The following is a 20420-nucleotide window of genomic DNA, read 5'->3' as shown; positions in this document are numbered from 1 at the left end:
ATGGACAGGCGGATAAAATGAGGCTGTGAACTAAATATGACAAATGTACTGCTAATGTATCGGGTACTTTGTTTATGAGTAATATAGAGTGTTGGTGTTATATGGAAGTCGATGATGGTGTTATTGATTTAATCCGAAGGTTTTTAGTTATACTCAATATTTAAGGATGAATAAATATGAAATTTTTACCTGATGAATGGATAATAAAGCGGGTAATTATATATATTGTTATTGCATGTTCATTTACTGCGAGTGGCAATGAACTGCCTTTAAAAAAAGAAAATATACTGCGTGTAGAGCACTCCGGTGCTATTCAATTTATAAGTGCCCTTATCCAATCTGACACATCCAATACTTTAGTGTATGAATCTTGGAGTGGACATAATATGGAAAAAGCTTGGCTGAGGTATACACATTTAAATTTTGATCACGGCGTGTTAGATAAGGGGGTATTAGCCAATATTTTACCTGAAATTCCTTCTAATATAGTCTCGTCCGTGAGTTTAGTTAACTTTAATGGCGAAGATTGGTTGTATTATCTTGAGGCCCGCAGCTTTAAGTCTGAGGCTGATGTATTTCGAGCAAAATTGCGTAATGGGGTTTTAGTCGAAATAGAACCGGTATTATTAAAGGATGCGATTTCGCCATCAAGTAATATTAAATTTCATCGAGTTAGTCGCGACAGCGTTGCTATTGTGTTTACCGCTAAAAAATGTTGCAGTCTTTATTTTGCACTAAGTCATGATGGCGTCAAATTTGATACCCCCTCGGCTATAAATAGTTCAGGTTTCATGCCTTATCTTTCATCTTTCTCCGGTGGTGATATCGTCTATTTTTTTCAAAAATCCTTCCGCACAAGTAAAACTCAGCCCAGCGGTAAACCTGTCTATATTACTAAGACCCATTTTAGATTATCCAGTAATTTAGGGGAGACTTGGACAGAGGCTGTATCTATTAACTTGACTGATGCGACAGTGCACGATGCTAAGGCTATTATCAGACCAGATGGCAATATTGATATTTATTATGTTTACCCCATTCAAGAAAATAGTGGATTATCCCTTTGGCGTCGATGCCTGAACCCTGATGGTCAATTAGGTGTTGAGGAGTTAGTGGTTGAGCCTAGTTTCGGCAATATTGCTAAGCCGACTCCCCATCGTCTTAATACTGGGGAATTACTCATTACCTTTGTCGAGCAAGGAAAAGTCGTATTAGGGGGTGATCATAACCTTCATGCGGCAATTATCTCCCGTGATGCTAGCTGTGATATTGGGCCAGCTGTAATTCAGTAGCCGTGACTTGATACGTTCTTTGCAGTTAAATAGCGACTCAAAAAAAATTAAGCGAAATCCCTTGCGAGTCATGGCACGCAAGGGATTTGTGTCGAGAGTGGACGAGTAAATATAAACTTAAAGCTTAAAATGCGAGACCACGCCGACGAGTTGTTCCTTCGTCGCGGCCAAAGAGGTTGCGCTATTGAGGGTGGCTTTACCGCTTTGATTCAGTTCATCGACCATTTCACGAATGGTGGCCAGATTACGGTTTATCTCTTCGGTCACAGCGCTTTGCTCTTCTGCTGCGGTGGCGATTTGATTACTTAGCCCATTAATATCGAACACATAAGTGGTCAGGGTATCAAGGTTTTCCGTCACTAGATTAGTGGTATCGGCGGCTTGTTGGCAACTGTGTTTGGTTTGCTCCATTGCGGTTACGGCGGCATTGGCACCAAGATAAAGTTGTTCCAGCATCTGGTTGATTTCTGCGGTACTTGCTTGCGTGCGCGCGGCCAGTGAGCGAACTTCATCGGCGACAACAGCAAAGCCTCGACCTTGTTCACCTGCACGGGCGGCTTCGATGGCTGCATTAAGCGCTAGCAGATTAGTTTGATCGGCAATTTCACCTATTACATTCAAAATCGCGGCGATATGACGAGTATTTTCGTTCATATCATTAATCGCATCAGCAGCGACATCGACTTTAGCGACCAAGGCAATCACAGTGTTGGCAGCTTGTTCGACGGCTTTCTTCGATTTATCCGCTTGCGCATTTGCTTGTTGAGTAAACTGGGCTGCGGATGCAGCATCACCCGCGACATTATGGGCCGTGGCGCTCATTTCAGTCATGGCTGTCACGACTTGGTCGGTTTCAACGGCGTGGATTTGTAGTGCATGATTATTGGCATTCGACTGCACATTCAATTGCTCTATTTGGTCGGACATATGATCCGAGGCTTGGGCAATTTCAGACATAATTTCACGTAGATTACCTATCACGCTGTCGAGATCTTCTGCGAGTGAGCAGAGCTCATTTTGTCCTTTAATATTTGTTTTATGAGTTAGGTCGCCATGGGCAAGACGTTCCATTACCCGTTTTATCTCATTGATTATGTGGACGAGTTGTTTACTCATAATGAGGGCGCTGAAGAGTGACGCTACAATCGCGAACAAGATCAATCCCAGTAGGATGCTTTCTGTTGAGGTGACTTTATCTTCAGCTTGTTTGCCTAACTCATGATTTCGCTGAGTGATCAGCGCGACTAATTGGTTGATTTGATTACTGACCTTAGGCCCGAGCGCTGCACGCTCAGCGGTTAGCTCAGGTACTGCTCCAGTTTGTTTAGCGAGTGCCAGTTCTTCTTGGTAGAGACGAACATAATGTTCTGTTTGTGGCAAAAGTGTGTGAATAGCTTGAGCATCAGCGCCCATGAAGTCGGTATTAAATTTGGTCAGTTGAGAGACAAGTTGTGCGACCTTATGTTGTTGATCGGCGATAGCTTTACCGTTGTGGACTAAGGTGGCTAAGCGCAGCTCAAAAAAGGATTCTCGTACTGTAGTGAAAGTTTCTGCGAGCTGAGTGTTGTCGACTAGGCTTTTACTGGTCTCACCGAGTTCGTTAAAACTGCGATAGCACGAAATACCTATGATGATCAGTAAGATACTTGTAAACACTGATGGCAATGCCGTCAATGTACTGGTTTTGGCATTTTTAAACATGGTGACCTTCTAGGATAAAAAGCAGCAATGCGTAATTTAATTACGCTATAGGTAATTTTAGCGTGTGCGTGAGCTAGCCAGCAAGAGAGTATTTTATGGAAATGTCCACTAAGATACTGTTTTTAATTGAATTGTTTTATTGGTGTTGCATCTGGTTGGTTGCTAAGTTACGAAATGTTGTGTTGTTTAAATTCAAATTTTATCTAGATGATTGTTTTTATTATTAAATACCTATGATACATGCAATTTTTTTTACAGTGATTTAGCATTTAAATTGGTCTTTGTGATCTCGTACTCAAATGCTATAAATGATTCAAAATGTAATTCAGACATATACTTAAAGCCGATGACTCATGCTGAAATAAAAGCCCCCGCCAGTAGTGATTGACGGGGGCTCTACGTTTGCTAGTGGCTAAGTATTTTTTGAATACCTACAACTAGATTTCAGTCTTATTCTTTATATTTAAGCGTGCCGTTGGCTTTGATTTCATCAAACCATAGGTTGTGATGTTGGCTTGCCCAGTTTTCATCACAGTAGCCTGACACCATACATTCCATACCACCTTCTGACATCACAGTTGCCATGAAGATGTGTACGATAGAGAAAGCACAGATCACGATAGCGCTCACTGAATGCAGTACCAGGGCGATCAAGCTTAATGTACGGCTTGGCTCGAACAGGTTAGGGAAGAGTAATAACATGCCCGAGGCCGAAATCACTAATCCAAACAGGGCAAATGCCCAGAACCACATTTTCTCACCCGCGTTAGCAAAACCTGCATCTGGGTGCTTACCTTTGAACGGACCAAAGTTAATGTAACCGCCTACTACCATGAACCACTTTACGTCGTACATTTTTGGCAGTTGGTTTTTCGCCCATAGGGTGGTCATCAATGCCCAACCTATCATGAAGGGAATCGCCATCACGTCATGGATTTGCTTCGCGCCATAGACGATTGCTTCCCAGATGCCTTCGCCCAACCAAGGTTGGAAGAAGAAGCGACCCGCCAGCAAGGTTAAGCCTGTTAAAATCAACAGTAAGCATGGAATCGCGCCTAACCAGTGGATTGAAACATCAAACTTAGACCAGCGATGCACTAACTTGCCTGAAAAACCATGGTGCAGCTTGGAGATGCCATTCACCTTGATAAATAGGACAAAGATAATGATCATACCGAATAGCGCTGCCATTAAGGCGGGCGCTAACCAGTCGCTACGCAGCTCTAATACCCGTAAATCATAGGTATTGATCGGCTGAGCATGAAACTCACTTTGGGAGGTAGTGTATCCCGTGGCACCATCCTTCAGTTGCGCCCAAATTTGGGCATCAGACTGCTGAACTTGATTCGCCAGTTCATCACCACCATTGGCTATACACACAGCACTAAATAACAGTGCTATGGCTAAACCTATGTGTTTGAACCATTTGTTCATCATACATCCTCTCTCACTTAGTCGCGCCCACCTAGATAGGCGCTAAGCTAAGTCTGTGGACAGATCCTGTTGACCTGAATTAATTCCAAGCCGCGTTTTTAGCACCACGATAAGCCACACGCTCACGGAAGATGCTTGAAACCACTTCGGCATCACCTGCTAACAGGGCTTTAGTCGCGCACAGTTCTGCACACATAGGCAGTTTGCCTTCGGCAATACGGTTTGAACCGTATTTTTGGCGTTCTGCATCTGAGTGGTTTTCTTCTGGGCCACCGGCACAGAAGGTACATTTATCCATCTTACCGCGGCTACCAAAGGCACCTTTTTTCGGGAACTGAGGTGCGCCAAATGGACAGGCGTACAGGCAGTAACCGCAACCAATACAGGCATCTTTGTCGTGTAGCACTATGCCGTCGTCAGTTCTGTAGAAGCAGTTTACTGGGCAAACCGCCATACAAGGTGCATCTGAGCAATGCATACAGGCGACAGAGATTGAGGCTTCACCACGTTGACCATCGTTGATTGTCACTACGCGGCGGCGTTGGATCCCCCACTCGAGAGCGGAGTCGTTTTCGTTTTTACAGGCAGTGACACAACCGTTACATTCGATGCAGCGCTTGGTATCACACAAAAATTTCATTGTAGCCATAATGGCAATTCTCCTAGCTTAAGCTGCACTTACGCTTTAACAATCTGACAGAGTGATGCCTTGGTTTCCTGCATTTGTGTCACAGGGTCATAACCATAGGTCAGCGCAGTGTTACAAGATTCACCAATAACGTAAGGCACTGTTCCCTCTGGATAATTAGGCGCCAAACTTTCTCCGTGCATCACACCCGCAAAGTGGTATGGCATAAAGGTAACGCCGGGTTTTACCCTTGGGGTAACCATGGCTTGCACCTTAATACGGCCACCTTCGGCGCCTTCTAACCAGACATCTTCACCATTACGAATGCCGCGATCGGCAGCGTCGGCAGGGCTTATCTCAACGAACATTTCCTGTTGAAGTTCAGCCAGCCAAGGGTTGGAGCGAGATTCTTCACCACCACCTTCGTATTCAACCAGACGACCCGATGTCAGTACCAGCGGGTACTTGCCGCTCATGTCTTTGTCTTGGATAGACTTATACAGCGTAGGGAGACGGTGTACTTGCATGTCGTCATAGGTTGGGTATTTCGCCACTAAGTCACGACGTGCTGTGTATAACGGTTCACGGTGTACAGGGACTTGATCAGGGAAAGTCCAAACAATACAACGAGCTTTAGCATTACCAAAGGGGATACAACCGTGCTTGATCGCCACGCGCACTATGCCGCCTGACAAATCTGTTTTCCAGTTTTTACCTTCGGCTTCCGCTTTTTCTTCCGCCGTCAGATCATCCCACCAACCCAATTGTTTGAGCATATCGGCAGTAAATTCTGGGTAACCGTCTTGAATTTCAGCGCCTTTAGAATAAGTGCCATCGGCTAAAATGCTTTGACCCTTATATTCAACACCGTAACGGGCGCGGAAGTTACCACCGCCGTCTTTAACGTGTTTGGCTTGGTTATAGAGGATTTGAGTGCCAGGGTGCTTAGCTTCTGGCGTGCCCCAACATGGCCAAGGTAAACCGTAGGTTTCGCCTTTAGCTGGGCCGCCTGCGGCTTCCAACGTCTTGTTGCTGAAAGTGCCCCAGTTTTGGGTGTGTAACTTGATACGCTCAGGGCTTTGACCTGTCATACCGATAGTCCACATACCGCGGTTGATTTCACGGGTGATTTCTTCAATCACAGGTAAACCATTTTCAATCGCGATGCGTTTAGTGTACTGCTCGGCAATACCCAGTTTTTGGGCCAAACGGTACATGATTTCGATGTCGGTTTTAGACTCGAACAGTGGCTCGATGACTTGCTCACGCCACTGGATAGAACGGCCTGAGTTAGATACTGAACCGTGAGTCTCAAACTGAGTTGCCGCAGGCAGCAGATATACGCCATTCTTACGACGGTGCATAACACCTGCCATTGTTGGGAATGGATCGACAACGACGACTGTATCCATCTTGTCTAAGGCATCACGCACTTCACGTTGACGGGTTTCAGTGTTGACAGATTGTCCCCAGAAAAACGCCATACGGATATTATCTTTCTGTGCTAACTTGCTCTTATCTTCTAACACACCATCGTGCCAACGAGAACAAGGGATACCCGGTGTCGTCATTGGATCTTTGCCAAGGTAGGCTGTTTGATCGAAACGACCTTTCACCCATGCCATGTCCAGATCCCAAACATGGGTCCAGTGACTCCATGCTGCTGAGGTCAAACCGTAGTAACCGGGTAAGTTATCAAATAACAAACCTAAGTCAGTGGCGCCTTGTACGTTATCGTGGCCACGGAAAATGTTAGTGCCGCCACCTGAAACGCCCATGTTGCCTAGTGCTAATTGCAGAATACAATAAGCGCGAGTGTTGGCATTACCAACGTGGTGTTGAGTTCCACCCATACACCAAATCACAGTGCCAGGACGGTTATCAGCCATTAATTTAGCCGCTTGATAAACCTCGGCTTCGCTCACACCAGTGATGTTTTCGACTTCTTTAGGTGGGAACTTCTTCACTTCAGCACGGATACTTTCCATCTCGAATACGCGGTGCTTGATAAAGGTTTTATCTTCCCAACCATTTTCAAAAATGTGCCATAACATACCGTAAATAAAAGGAATGTCAGTGCCTGGGCGAATTGCACAATGCAAGTCTGAATGCGCTGCAGTGCGAGAGAAACGTGGGTCAACGACGATGATTTTGGCGTTGTTTCTTTCTTTAGCGATCAGAATATGTTGCATCGAAACGGGATGCGCTTCTGCTGGGTTTGCCCCGATCAGGAAGATGGCATGAGCATTCTGGATATCGTTGAAAGAGTTCGTTTGCGCACCGTAGCCCCAAGTGTTAGCAACACCGGCTACCGTGGTAGAGTGACAAATACGAGCTGAATGGTCGACGTTGTTTGTGCCCCACATAGCCGCTAACTTGCGGTACATGTAACAACCTTCGTTAGAAAACTTAGCGCTACCCATGAAGTACACTGAGTCTGGGCCAGATTCTTTACGAATGTTGAGCATTTGGTCGCCCACTTCGTTAATAGCATCTTCCCAAGAGATTTTTTTCCACTTGCCATCAACCAATTTCATTGGATATTTCAGGCGTTTTTCACCATGACCATGTTCACGCAGTGCAGCACCTTTCGCGCAGTGACCGCCAGCGTTGAATGGGTGGTCAAATGCGGGTTCTTGGCCCGTCCACACACCATTTTGTACTTCGGCATACAGGCCACAACCGACGGCGCAGGCACTACAAATAGTACGTTTGATTTCGATTGGCGCATCATGCGGCACTTCTTTGGCTTCGACACGACGCATCATGCCTGTGCCCATCAGAGATGCTGCAGCAATACCACCTGTGGCGATACCTGCGTGCTTCATAAATTGACGACGGCTGATGCCTAACGCCGGTTTGTCTGCCACTGTGGCAACATTGGACTTGCGAGTTAACTTCATCGCTGACTTCTCCTAGATTAGCTGCGCAAGCTATCGTAATAGCTGCTGATATGCGCAGTTTCGTGGTAACCCTTTGACTCTTTAGTGGTTACCTTGCTGCTCTCGCTGACCTGTGCCACGCTCATGCCGGTTGCGGCAATAGCGGCACCCGCTACGCTGCCGACGGTGAGCGCTTTGAGCAAAGATCGGCGAGATAAATCGCTGGGTTGCTGCTTCATGCTGACTCCTGAAATTAGGGTTTAGTTTTTGAGATCGCACGGCTTTTTGTGGGGGTTTATCTTGTTATCAAAAAGTGAAGATTAGCGACGGAAAAGATAATGAAATCATCTTGTTTACCATCAATCATCGCGCGTGACGGCAATATAGTAGGAAAGGGTTGAGTAGGAATTGATCTAGGACAGTTTGCAGCCCTGAAATCGGCAGCCGTTCTCTTAAAGCGTTAACTCGCTCATAGTTTAGTGAACTACTGGGGAGGATGGCGTTGGCGGATTTTTGTATCTCGCTGTTTCAGTTGTTAATTTTTTGTACTGTTGAATTAATGCGAGGGGTATCAGTGCGAATAAAAAACACCCCGCGAGGCGGGGTGTTTTGAGGATGTAAAAGCTGCGGTTTAACTTAGTCTTTATACTTTAAGCTGCCGTTGGCTTTGATTTCGTCATACCACAGGTTGTGGTGCTGGATTGCCCAGTTTTCATCACAATAACCTGACTTCATACACTCCATACCGCCTTCGCTCAGTACGGTCGCCATCCAAATATGCACTATAGTAAAGGCAATCAAGATAATGGCGCTGATAGAGTGGATCAGCAGCGCGCCCATAGAGGCTTCGCGGGGTAAATCCAAGCCTGGCAATACCAACATGATGCCAGATACGCTGATGAATAAACCAAACAACATCAGGGTCCAGAACCACATTTTTTCACCGGCGTTAGCAAACCCACTGTCAGGGTGCTTACCTTTGAATGGGCCAAAGTTGATATAACCACCTACCACTAAAAACCATTTCAAATCATACATCTTGAAGGTTTGTAACGGCATCCATTTCACCACACATACAGCCCAAGCCGCGATAAAAATGGGACCTGCCCAATCGTGGATTGTTTTGCTGCCATAGATCAATGGCGCCCAAAGGTCGGGGCCTAACATTGGCTGTATGACATGCTTACCTAACATTATGGTTAGACCGGTAAACATCAGTGCCAGACAGCTGCTCGCCATGATCCAATGGATCCACAGATCCGCCTTTGACCAGCGCGAAACCATCTTGCCTGAAAAGCCATGACTCAGTTTTGATGGACCATTCACCAGATAAAACAATAAGAAAGCACCAAACACACCCACCACGGCTAGCGCCATGACGGGGGTTAAGTATTCATTTCTCAGTTCTTTACCTTGGTTACCGGCAACGTTAATCAACACCCCAGTATCTATTCCTTTGGCAGTGGTATAGCCGGCATCGCCTGCTTTTACCGCTCGCCAAAGATCGGCATCGCTGGTTTGCGCTTTCGCCTGTTGTTGACTCGATTGCTGATCACTTGCGTGTACTGGGTTTGAGCTCATGACTGAACCTAATCCCAATCCCATGACGAGCACCAACAGAGCAAACAGACTGCGCAGTGATTTGTTTAACTGTTTGTTTAACATTTTCACTCCTTGCCAGAGGTTAGGGATTTCTCCCTAACCCTCGCTCTGCTTAGTTAATCTCACCTGTCTTGGGGTTGTAACCCCAAATCACGTTAGGATTGCCTCGAGAGGCCATACGTTGACGGTAAATGTTTGATACCACTTCCGCATCACCTGCGAGCAGCGCTTTAGTAGAACAAAGCTCAGCACACATAGGTAACTTACCCTCAGCAATACGGTTGGCACCGTATTTTTTACGCTCGGCTTCGGAGAAGGTTTCTTCTGGGCCACCGGCACAGAAAGTACACTTGTCCATCTTGCCACGACTACCAAAGGCAGTCTTTTTCGGGAATTGCGGTGCACCAAATGGACAAGCATAGAAGCAATAACCACAACCGATACAAGTATCTTTGTTGTGTAGCACTATGCCGTCTTCGGTACGGTAGAAACAATCTGCCGGACATACGGCCATGCAGGGAGCGTCAGTACAGTGCATACAAGCCACTGAAATTGAGGCTTCGCCAGGTAGACCATCGTTGATCGTCACCACGCGGCGACGTTGAATTCCCCACTCGAGAGCGGAGTCGTTTTCGTTCTTACATGCAGTGACGCAACCGTTACACTCGATGCAGCGCTTGGTGTCACACAGAAATTTCATGACTGCCATAATGGCTTATCTCCTCATCAAGTAGGTTAGGCTTTGCTGATTTGGCACAAGCTGGACTTAGTTTCTTGCATCTGAGTCACAACGTCGTAGCCATAAGTTAAAATGGTGTTTGCAGATTCGCCTATCACGTAAGGCACTGTGCCTTCTGGATAGTTTTTCGCTAGGCTTTCGCCTTCAAACACCCCTGCAAAGTGGTATGGCATAAAACATTCACCGGCAATAACGCGCGGTGTCACCATAGCCTTAACCGTGATTTTGGCGCCTTCTGGACCATGAACAAAAACATTGTCACCGTCGCGAATACCGCGATCCGCTGCATCTGCAGGGTTCATTTCGATGAACATTTCTTGTTGTAGTTCAGCTAACCAAGGGTTAGAACGGGATTCTTCACCACCACCTTCATATTCCACTAGGCGGCCTGATGTGAGTGCCAATGGGAAGTCTTTAGCAAAATCCTTGTCTTGAATTGACTTATACAGTGTCGGTAAACGAGCAACCATACGATCTTCGTAGGTGGGGTATTTAGCGACTAAGTCACGACGAGGCGTGTAAAGTGGTTCGCGGTGGCGTGGAATATCGTCTGGGAATGTCCATACAATACAACGAGCTTTAGCGTTACCGTAAGGGATACAGCCGTGCTTGATAGCAACACGTTGGATACCGCCGGAAATGTCAGTTTTCCAGTTTTTGCCTTCGGCGTGTTTTTTCTCGTTTTCGGTCAGGTCATCCCACCAACCTAATTGCTTAAGCATATCGGCGGTAAATTCAGGATAGCCATCTTGGATCTCACTGCCTTTAGAGTAAGTACCTTCGGCAAGAATATTATTGCCTTCATGTTCCACACCATAGCGAGCACGGAAGTTACCGCCACCGTCTTTCACATGTTTGGCTTCGTTATACAGAATTTGGGTACCAGGATGTTTCATCTCTGGTGTGCCCCAACAAGGCCAAGGTAAGCCGTAGGTTTCGCCTTTGGCAGGACCGCCGGGGGCTTCTAAGCTGTCAGCATCAAAAGTACCCCAGTTTTCTTGGTGCATTTTTAAACGCTCTGGGCTTTGTCCGGTATAACCGATAGTCCACATACCTGTGTTAAATTCGCGGGTGATATCTTCAATCAAAGGCTCTTCACCATTGACTTTAATATGCTTGAATAGCTCTTTATCTATACCCACTTTTTTGGCGAGTTTGTACATGATCACATGATCAGGCAGGGATTCGAACAGGGGTTCTATGACCTTAGAACGCCATTGTACTGAGCGGTTAGTCGCAGAGATTGAACCGTAGGTTTCAAACTGGGTTGCCGCAGGAAGTAAATAAACCCCATCTTGACGTTGGTGCATAACACCCGCCATGGTTGGGAATGGATCGACAACGACGACGGTATCCATTTTATTTAAAGCTTCACGCACTTCACGGCCACGGGTTTCAGTGTTGACCGATTGTCCCCAGAAGAACGCCAGACGAATATTGTCTTTTTGCGCTATCTTGGTTTTATCTTCTAACACGCCATCGTGCCAGCGCGAACAAGGAATACCCGCAGAAGTTTGCGGTTTTTGTCCTAGATATTCGCCTTGATCGAAACGGCTCGCTACCCAATTAGGGTCGAGATCCCACACATTATTCCAATGGGCCCAAGCGCCAGTCGTTAAACCGTAGTAACCCGGTAAGTTATCAAATAACAAACCAAAGTCGGTTGCGCCTTGCACGTTATCATGGCCACGGAAAATGTTAGTGCCGCCGCCAGGTACACCCATGTTGCCCAGTGCTAACTGTAAAAGACAGTAGGAGCGAGTGTTAGAGTTACCCACGTGGTGCTGAGTACCACCCATACACCAAATAATGGTGCCGGGTTTGGTTTCAGCCATCATTTTGGCGACGCGGTACATCTGCGCCTTTGGTACACCTGCAACTAACTCAACTTCTTCAGGGGTATACTTCTTCACTTCCTCGCGGATACGATCCATGCCATAGACACGGTGTTTGATAAACTCTTTATCTTCCCAGCCGTTTTCAAATATGTGCCATAACAGGCCATAAATGAAGGGGATGTCTGTGCCAGGACGGATATGCACGTACTCGTCAGATTTCGCTGCAGTACGGGTGAAACGTGGATCAACAACGATGATTTTGGCACCGCGTTCTTTACCAATCAAAATATGCTGCATGGCAACAGGATGCGCTTCACTGGGGTTTGCCCCAATAAACATGATGCACTTAGAGTTGCGAATATCGTTGATTGAGTTGGTTTGCGCACCGTAGCCCCAAGTGTTAGCAACACCGGCTACCGTGGTAGAGTGACAAATACGGGCAGAATGGTCGACGTTGTTCGTACCCCACAATGCCGCAAATTTGCGATATAAATAAGCTTGTTCGTTAGAGAACTTAGCGCTACCCATAAAGTAGACTGAATCTGGGCCTGACTCTTGACGAATTGAAGCCATTTTATCGCCGACTTCATTAATCGCTTGATCCCAAGAGATCTTTTTCCATTTTCCGCCTTCTAACTTCATGGGGTATTTCAGGCGTTTTTCGCCGTGACCATGTTCACGCAGTGCAGCACCTTTCGCGCAGTGACCGCCAGCGTTGAACGGGTGATCAAATGCGGGTTCTTGACCCGTCCATACACCATTTTGTACTTCTGCATACACACCACAACCTACGGCACAGTGAGAACAGATGGTACGTTTTACTTCGGTGGGAACATTATGGCCAATATCTTCTTGGGCCTGTGCTTTACGCATCATGCCTGTGCCCAGCATGGACGCCGCAGCGATCCCTCCTGTGGCAAGACTTGCCGATTTTAAGAACTGACGACGATTGAGACCCAGTGCTGGCGCTTTAGCTTCGACAACCTGGTCTGTTTTGCGGGTTAATCGCATCACACACTCTCCTCTATTTTAGTTTTAAAGCGACGCATAATAGCTACGAATATGGTCGGTTTCGCGGTAGTTCTCACTTTTAGGCTCTGTGGTCGCTGCCGTTTTTGTCGAAGCTAACGCTTGACTACTTACAGTGACCACTGCGCCTGCCGCACTGCCGAGTGCCAATGCTTTAAGCAATTGACGACGGCCCATGTCGGAAGCTGGCTTCTTCATAGTGTCTCCTTGTGTTACGGGATAAGGTGGTACAAACGGCTACCACCTCGGTTATTGTGGAAGCCTAAGCTTCCGTTATTGTTGCTAAGGTGAACATTAATCTCACCTTAGCAGTTTTAACTCATCTCTAACATTTACATTTAGCACGCACATGCCGCGCTATCACTCAGTTTAGTCTTAGTTCATTAACTCTACTGGTTTTGCTAAATCGCTGGTGGCTGGCTGTAAGTCTGCGCTGCCCGGGCAATTGACTGGAATATCTAAGCTTAATTGCTCAAAAGCACTGGCTTCCATTGCAAAAAACGCTTTTGCTAGCTGTGCAACCGTGGCGTAAAACGCCGCACTTGGCGCCTTGGCTAAATTGTCGCAAAAACGGTCAATCCAGCTGCCGATATGGCGTTGGTAAAAAGCCAATTGGCGATAACTTGGCGCTTCTAAAATCAGGGTTCCCATCACTTCACACAGGGCTGCAACGTGATCTTCGGGTTCCTTGACGTTGTCTTCGCGTTCAAACCCCAGTTGCATTAAGTCTTGGCGTAGCAATGCCAGTGGTTTATCCATCAATGAGCCCGTCATAAACCAGCTGCCGTAGGGCAGGATCTCACCGCAACCTACACCGAGGAACAGGGCAAAATACTCGTCTTCTAGTTGTGCGCTGTTGAACTGCTGTGCGGCGAGTTGGAGTGATAACCAAGCTTTAGTCATCTCGTTGTCTTCATTGGCATCAATTTCAAGATTGGCCAAAAAGTGTAGCAGTTCAGGGCTTGGCTGACGGCGCAATAGGGCGGCTAACAGTTGATAGATATCGGCTCTCAACTGATCGTTTTCTGAAACTTGTCTTACTGATTCGGTCATAGCGGATCTCTTATCGCAGTTGCTTTTCAGGATCTTGAAGAATGTCTTCAAACATGTCTTTTACCCGGCAGTCGCCACACATTTTCAAGCGTTCAATATTGGCAGAAAATGCGCTGTGCGCGCCGACCATATCCAGCATCCGATGCACCATAGATTGGGTCGCAAAAGGAGAGCCGCAGCGAATACATTCGAAGGGGGCTTCTTCTTTCAGGGTGTGTTGTTGCTGACGGGCAGCTTTATTAAAGTTAATTTGCGGGGTTAGGCTGATAACCTTTTCAGGACACGCTGCCTCACATAAACCGCATTGCACGCAGTTTTGCTCGATGAAGTGTAGTGCAGGTTTGTCGCCACCATCTTGTAATGCCATCGTGGGACAAATTGCCACGCAGGACATACACATAGTGCACTTTTCTACATTCACACTGACTTTGCCAAAGGGAATATTGTTGAGGCTAAGGCAAGTATCAATTTCACCCGCTTGGCTATTGAGGTGATCGATCGCTTCAAATAGCGTATTGCGTTTAGTGGTCGAGGCAAATGCAGCGGGCACGATCACGGGCCAATCTAAGCTGATATCGAGCATCGAATCTAAATCGGCAAGCATGCTCGGGTCGATGAGGCTAATGCGTTGTGGCTGGCCCATTTCATCTAAAATGCTATTGGCTAACGACAGTTCGCCTTTAAGCATTTGCGTTAGGGTTGGCGCTGTTGCGTCTGTGTTGAGGATCAGCACTTGGCGCGCGCCCCAAGCGAGTACTGACAACCAATGATCTACGCTAGCAACGGTAATTTCTTCGAGGGCAACGGGGATGATGTCGCCTGCTAAATCGTCACTAATAAAGTTGGCGCCGACGGCATTATCGTGGAACAAGATCACTGGTGCGGTTTGTGCTTGCTCGCGGAACCGACTAACAATTTTGTTCAGGTATGAATGCAAAGCTTGCGGCGTAGGTAAATCGTAACTGATAGCACCCGTTGGGCAAGCGCTGGTACAACTGCCTGCGCCGTGGCAAAGATATGGATCGATTTCAATTTTCTTTGCGACACTACTGATCGCATCTGCTGGGCAGAAGTTGAGGCAACGATTACAACCATTGATGCCATTGCGGTCGTGGGCACAGATATCTGGGTTAATTTTGACGTAGCGCGGCTTATCAAATTGGCCTATGAGATCGGGAATTTGCGCAAGGGCATCTTCGAGTTTTTCAGCGTCTTGGCCTACGTAAAAATAGCCGGGTGGCAGCATTTCTAAGTTCAAACAAGCTGCGCTGCTCAAATCGAGCACGATATCGAAATGGGGTTTACGGATTGACACTAAACTGAGTTCGGCTGCACCATCTTGATGTTCAACACTGACTTGAAATTGGCCTAAAAAGCCTTTTACGCCAATGAGTTTGTTGTAATAGCTTTCGACATCAGTTGCCGCTGCCATGACACGTTCTAGGTGCGCTTCATCTTGGCTGGTAATGGCTTCATTGGCTAAAATCACTCTATGGGCCATAGTGGACAATTTGTCCGCGGCGAGGCGAGCCAGATCTTCTGGGCCAATAATAAGAACATTGCCTTCGGTGGTATAGCTGACAGTTGGCGGGATCAGATTCTGCAACATCTGAGTTTGCGTTAATACCTGTTGTCGCGCTTGTTTTAACGCTTCTTGGGTTTGATTGGTCATCAAATAAGTGCTCACATTGCGTTCCTGAACAGTACTTTGGCTGTTTCTTGTTTTACTGTATCTGGGCAGATTTAGGCGGCTGGTAATAAGTAAGTCATTGCCTTTTCTGCTTTTATCTAAGCTTTTTTATATCTTAGTACAGCAATTCACATACCAAAGTTACGGACATTAAAATTAGCTAAACTGACGTTAAACAACTCGGGTATGTACCTGAGCTAAGGGCTCTGGTGCATTTTGGGGTAGGTCATCAGTCTCCCCATCCAAATTGTCCGTTATCGGCTCAGCTGCCCATTCGACTTCGACTTCATTAGTCTCATGAGTTGTTGTTTCGCTTACATCAAGACTCGTGGATGGATTGCTTTCTTCAGTTTGTTTGGCTAAAACAGCTGATTCTTCATCCGAGGTCTCGCTGTCTTCGGCTATGTAACGGAAGACTTTTTGCATCAATTCAGCTGAGGCTTCTGCACTGAGTTTCGGTTGATTACTGTAATCGAGTGCATATTCCAAAAGCCCATCTATCTCGTTGAAATGCGGTTGTTTCCACAGTGCACGTAGCGCTGCTGATTTAGCCGCAGGGTCAACATTGGCGCCCATAAAACTCGCAAAGCTGCCGCCTACTTCAATTTCGTCGGGATTGGGTAAATCCGCTGCAGTGAGGATGCGATTAGGATCGTCATGCTCTGCAGTATTAGGTTCAATGGCTGACTCTGCGGGTTGAAGCTGCTCAACTGCCATAGTGGGCTCGGCTACGATGGTCTCCTGAGGTGTGATTTCCCCGTCAGCTCGCGCTTCCTCTGCTGCAACTTGTTCGCGCCGTTGGTTCCAGCGACTCAGTAGCCCGCCTGTTTTTTGTATGGATTCAGCCATTAGTCCCTCCGCAATGGATCGTGACTTGGGCCTTGATTATTACGGCCATCGACATGTTTACGGCGATGAGCGGCAATTTCGACTTCACCATATTGGGTGATAAAGGCTTCAATCCAACAAGCGATAGCTTTTGGCATCAATAAGTTGAGGACAGGGGTATTGCCCTCAAGGCAACCCGCCGCGACATTCTGATCCGCCGATAATGCCGCCGGTATCCAAGTGCCATCGGCCGTTTCATCACATACTAAATACAGCATGGCGTTATCTAAATCGAGATTGAGGCGATAGCTGGCGCGTTCGTCTTTGTGCAGTTCGAGTAGCACTAAGGTTGCATCGTCTGGGGCTTGATGGGTGGCGGGAAGTAGGTGATCAATTTCCCATTGTACTGAGGTCCAGCGGCCAACTTGCTTCTCTACTTTCTTGAGTGAAACGTACATAGGCCAAACACTAGTTGTATGTTGCATTGTCTCTCCGTCTCAGCCGTGTTGATGGACAAACCGTAGAGTGAACGGTTCGGTTTTACCAACAAATTGCGATAAAAGGTCACTGCAATATTGGTGCCAGTAAACATAGTGGATTAGTTTGAGCTAGATCATCAAAAACACCCTATAAATTGGACATTTTGTCCAGTGCAGGATTTTGTTATGGGACATAAAAGGGCTAATGAAAAATCTGCATTGCGGCAGATCACGCATTTAACCCCAATTTTTATGTCTAGGTATAAATATTGCTATGCTCTGGCCATGACTCGTTAAGCGGTAACATTATGATCTCTGAAAATATCACTATTCCTGATTACAACATGAGCACAGATAGCGAAATAGCGGCAGCCAATCCTTCTCAAAAAACTCAGCATCATTGTTCTTTTGTGAGAACTCAAGTGGAAGTACCGCTAACCATTGCTGTAAAAGCAGTGAATGAAGCCGGGGAAGTGATGGATAAATTTGTCGCCTGCGAACGTCCGCTTACCGTGTATTTGAACTGGCGACCAATAGTGACACTTATGACCCTAGGGGCGAAACCTGAGTCACTGGCGTTAGGTTATCTTAAGAACCAAGGCTTTATTTCGGATGTCAGTCTATTGGACTCGGTTATTGTCGATTGGGATGTGAGTTCTGCAGCCGTGGTTACCCGTGAACAAACCGCCGATCTGGATGAGAAACTCTCCGAAAAAACGGTGACATCAGGCTGTGGTCAAGGCACGGTTTATGGCAGTTTTATGCAAGATTTAGACGGCATCAATTTACCAACGCCAAGTCTTAAGCAAAGCACCCTTTATAGCTTATTGAAAAATATCAACGAATATAATGAAACCTATAAAAATGCGGGTGCTGTGCACGGTTGTGGCTTGTGCGAAGACGATAAAATTATGGCTTTCGTCGAGGATGTTGGCCGTCATAATGCCGTAGATACTTTGGCTGGGGATATGTGGCTGACTCAGGATCGCGGCGATAATAAGATATTTTATACCACTGGCCGCTTAACTTCGGAAATGGTGATTAAAGTCGCCAAAATGGGGATCCCTATATTGCTATCACGCAGTGGCGTGACTCAGATGGGCTTAGCACTAGCGCAGCAGTTGGGTATTACTATTATTGCCCGCGCTAAAGGTCGTCACTTTTTGGTGTACCACGGTAGTGAAAATCTGCAGTTTGATGCCAATACGGCTCCTTAGCCCCAAGTTAGCTAAGACAGTAATGCTAAGACTTACATGCAGTAACGAAGAATAAGACAAGGAAACAAGATGACGTCTGCCAGTGAATTGGTCTACATGAGCGCGAAGCAAGTGGCCGAGTATTTAGATCTTAATGAGAAAAAAGTCTACGCCATGGCTAATGACAGAATTCTCCCCGCCACTAAAATCACCGGTAAATGGCTATTTCCGAAAGTGTTAATCGACCGTTGGGTAATGGATTCTTGCCACAGTGGCATGCTGACCGACCGTTTATTGATCACTGGTAGTGACGATCCACTATTATCTATGCTGGTGGCGCGTTTGATGGCGCAAGTTGGTAGCCGTGAGTTGATAAGCTACAGCGCAACAGGTTCACGCTTAGGGTTAGAGTTGCTTGCTAAAGGTTATGCCGATGTGTGCACCTTACACTGGGGTAGCATGGAGGATAGAAATATTCGCCACCCAGCTTTACTTAAAGGTTATAACAACCATCAGCAATGGATCATGGTGCATGGTTACTCTCGTCAGCAAGGGTTGATCATGCGTGCCGATATGCACCACAGATGCCAAGAAGAAGATAAAGTCGTGAACTTGCCTTGGCGTTGGGTGAGTCGTCAGGGGGGCGCAGGTAGCCAACAGCACTTAGAGCATTGGTTGTTAAAGCAAGGTGCTCGCTTAGATCAACTTAATGTCGTGCTAACGGCCTATAGTGAACGCGAGTTGGCGGGTTATATCGCTAGGGGGGATGCCGATATTGGTTTTGGTTGTCAATCTGTGGCTTTGGAAAGTGGTTTAAGTTTCGTGCCGCTGATTAAAGAGTCTTTTGATTTCGTTATGCCGCAAAGCATTTACTTCCGTCGTCAGCTTCAACAACTTTTTACTATGTTGGCGAGCGGTCACTCGAGGCAAATGGCGGCACTACTTGGTGGCTATGATCTTACAGACTGCGGACAACTGCTATGGAGTGCGAGCTAATCCACTCAACTCGGTAATGGATTAAGGTGAATAGAGTTGAATGGTCTCTGAACTACTTATTACTGCTACTACATGCTGATATCTAATGTAGCCAGTTACTAACGAATAAGTATCAAAGAGACCCTCTTTATATTGCTGATTACGTTGTTTCGACTTTCTATGGTGGGTTGATGGGAGGCAACTACTATATTAGGTAAAGTATCTTCATCGCCAAATACACTCAGAGTGTCATCTTCTTCTGTTGTTCCCCGTCATTCTCCCATAAACGACTCCATATAAAAGTGGAGGTGAGATATTCCGGTTCGAGCAGCCGTTATTCTCATTTAAATCTGATAGCATTTATGCTCATGATCCCTTTGTCTTGATACTGTACGCTGGTAATCAATTGGGCCAAATTACAGATAAAGCGCTATTTTGTGGATAACTTTGGGGGTAAGTAGTGGGTATCTTGTGGCTAGATTAGATAATTAGAATTAACTGCAAATTTCCTTAAAATAGGGGTTGCACAAAAAGTTTCACTGCCTATAATGCGCATCCACTGACACGGCAGACAGCGTTAAGCAGGCTGGTGTGACAGTTCATCGATGAGTTTACTGATTGATGAGTGTTGAGAAAGTTTGTAAAAACTCCTTGACGCGAAACGGGAAATGCGTAGAATACGCAGCCCTAGCCAACTGGAAGCGTTCGACGCTCAGTGTGGTACTCACCTTCTCTTATGAGGTTGAGTTGCTCTTTAACAAGATAAAACAAGAAATCTGTGTGGACACTCACAGGTGTTGAGTTAATCGAAACTGCTTAACCTTCGGGTTGGCAGTCAAAAATTTAAATCAATGTAACAATGAGTGTTCATAGYAATATGTACAGTTTGTTTCTTTAGYKAGAAACAAAAAATCAGAATTCATTGAGCCGCTGACGTCGCAAGACGGAAGCAACAAAACTTTAATTGAAGAGTTTGATCATGGCTCAGATTGAACGCTGGCGGCAGGCCTAACACATGCAAGTCGAGCGGCAGCACAAGGGAGTTTACTCCTGA

General features: G+C 46.4%; 16 protein-coding genes and 1 rRNA gene. 4 read left to right on the top strand and 13 right to left on the bottom strand.

What is annotated here, in order from left to right:
- Nucleotides 1–176 precede the first annotated feature (176 nt).
- Nucleotides 177–1292 carry a hypothetical protein gene (locus tag L5M29_RS15000; protein WP_263168474.1) on the top strand — a complete coding sequence of 372 codons (1116 nt, stop codon included), beginning with the start codon at nucleotides 177–179 and terminating at the stop codon, nucleotides 1290–1292.
- 117 nt (nucleotides 1293–1409) lie between these two features.
- Here L5M29_RS15000 and L5M29_RS14995 read toward each other — a convergent pair whose 3' ends face one another.
- The 13 genes from L5M29_RS14995 to L5M29_RS14935 all read right to left on the bottom strand — a co-directional run bounded on the left by L5M29_RS14995 (nucleotide 1410) and on the right by L5M29_RS14935 (nucleotide 17201).
- The gene (locus L5M29_RS14995) at nucleotides 1410–2993 is read right to left on the bottom strand and encodes a methyl-accepting chemotaxis protein (RefSeq protein ID WP_263168473.1); all 1584 of its coding nucleotides are present in this window, start codon (nucleotides 2991–2993) and stop codon (nucleotides 1410–1412) included.
- Nucleotides 2994–3443: 450 nt separating this feature from the next.
- Nucleotides 3444–4427 carry a formate dehydrogenase subunit gamma gene (locus tag L5M29_RS14990; protein ID WP_105250559.1) on the bottom strand — a complete coding sequence of 328 codons (984 nt, stop codon included), beginning with the start codon at nucleotides 4425–4427 and terminating at the stop codon, nucleotides 3444–3446.
- 79 nt (nucleotides 4428–4506) lie between these two features.
- Complete coding sequence (gene fdh3B, locus L5M29_RS14985; RefSeq protein WP_263168471.1) at nucleotides 4507–5076, bottom strand: formate dehydrogenase FDH3 subunit beta; 570 nt, start codon at nucleotides 5074–5076, stop codon at nucleotides 4507–4509.
- A gap of 29 nt (nucleotides 5077–5105) precedes the next feature.
- On the bottom strand, nucleotides 5106–7958 hold the full coding sequence (locus tag L5M29_RS14980) for a molybdopterin-dependent oxidoreductase (protein ID WP_131525790.1): 2853 nt from the start codon (nucleotides 7956–7958) through the stop codon (nucleotides 5106–5108).
- Between the two features lie 17 nt (nucleotides 7959–7975).
- Nucleotides 7976–8176 (bottom strand): twin-arginine translocation signal domain-containing protein, encoded by a 201-nt coding sequence (locus L5M29_RS14975; RefSeq protein WP_105250556.1) that lies wholly within the window; start codon nucleotides 8174–8176, stop codon nucleotides 7976–7978.
- Between the two features lie 397 nt (nucleotides 8177–8573).
- The gene (locus L5M29_RS14970) at nucleotides 8574–9602 is read right to left on the bottom strand and encodes a formate dehydrogenase subunit gamma (RefSeq protein ID WP_113940318.1); all 1029 of its coding nucleotides are present in this window, start codon (nucleotides 9600–9602) and stop codon (nucleotides 8574–8576) included.
- 49 nt (nucleotides 9603–9651) lie between these two features.
- Complete coding sequence (fdh3B, locus tag L5M29_RS14965) at nucleotides 9652–10248, bottom strand: formate dehydrogenase FDH3 subunit beta (RefSeq protein ID WP_006083566.1); 597 nt, start codon at nucleotides 10246–10248, stop codon at nucleotides 9652–9654.
- Nucleotides 10249–10274: 26 nt separating this feature from the next.
- Entirely contained in the window at nucleotides 10275–13127 is a 2853-nt protein-coding gene (locus L5M29_RS14960; RefSeq protein ID WP_113940319.1) for a formate dehydrogenase subunit alpha, read from the bottom strand.
- A 24-nt stretch (nucleotides 13128–13151) separates the two neighbouring features.
- Nucleotides 13152–13343 carry a twin-arginine translocation signal domain-containing protein gene (locus L5M29_RS14955; RefSeq protein WP_113940320.1) on the bottom strand — a complete coding sequence of 64 codons (192 nt, stop codon included), beginning with the start codon at nucleotides 13341–13343 and terminating at the stop codon, nucleotides 13152–13154.
- Nucleotides 13344–13520: 177 nt separating this feature from the next.
- Nucleotides 13521–14198, bottom strand: coding sequence for a molecular chaperone (locus L5M29_RS14950; RefSeq protein ID WP_263168469.1), 678 nt, complete (start codon nucleotides 14196–14198; stop codon nucleotides 13521–13523).
- Between the two features lie 10 nt (nucleotides 14199–14208).
- On the bottom strand, nucleotides 14209–15870 hold the full coding sequence (locus L5M29_RS14945) for a 4Fe-4S binding protein (RefSeq protein WP_263168642.1): 1662 nt from the start codon (nucleotides 15868–15870) through the stop codon (nucleotides 14209–14211).
- Nucleotides 15871–16059: 189 nt separating this feature from the next.
- Nucleotides 16060–16737, bottom strand: a complete 678-nt coding sequence (locus L5M29_RS14940) for a DUF3306 domain-containing protein (RefSeq protein WP_263168468.1) — start codon at nucleotides 16735–16737, stop codon at nucleotides 16060–16062.
- Nucleotides 16737–17201 carry a DUF3305 domain-containing protein gene (locus L5M29_RS14935; protein WP_105250549.1) on the bottom strand — a complete coding sequence of 155 codons (465 nt, stop codon included), beginning with the start codon at nucleotides 17199–17201 and terminating at the stop codon, nucleotides 16737–16739. Before L5M29_RS14935 ends, L5M29_RS14940 begins: the two co-directional genes overlap by 1 nt.
- 338 nt (nucleotides 17202–17539) lie before the next feature.
- On the opposite strand from L5M29_RS14935, the gene L5M29_RS14930 reads away from it, so the two are divergent.
- From L5M29_RS14930 to L5M29_RS14920, 3 genes are all read left to right on the top strand, one after another.
- On the top strand, nucleotides 17540–18412 hold the full coding sequence (locus L5M29_RS14930) for a formate dehydrogenase accessory sulfurtransferase FdhD (protein ID WP_263168640.1): 873 nt from the start codon (nucleotides 17540–17542) through the stop codon (nucleotides 18410–18412).
- Between the two features lie 69 nt (nucleotides 18413–18481).
- Nucleotides 18482–19387 carry a helix-turn-helix transcriptional regulator gene (locus tag L5M29_RS14925; RefSeq protein ID WP_006083558.1) on the top strand — a complete coding sequence of 302 codons (906 nt, stop codon included), beginning with the start codon at nucleotides 18482–18484 and terminating at the stop codon, nucleotides 19385–19387.
- Between the two features lie 940 nt (nucleotides 19388–20327).
- Nucleotides 20328–20420, top strand: a 16S ribosomal RNA gene (locus L5M29_RS14920); the annotation flags it as partial.

It is taken from the genome of Shewanella sp. SM95 (assembly GCF_025653595.1).
Classification (GTDB): Bacteria; Pseudomonadota; Gammaproteobacteria; order Enterobacterales; family Shewanellaceae; genus Shewanella; species Shewanella oncorhynchi.
Note: the sequence above shows the minus strand (reverse complement) of the source record. Positions and strands in the feature narration are given on the sequence as shown.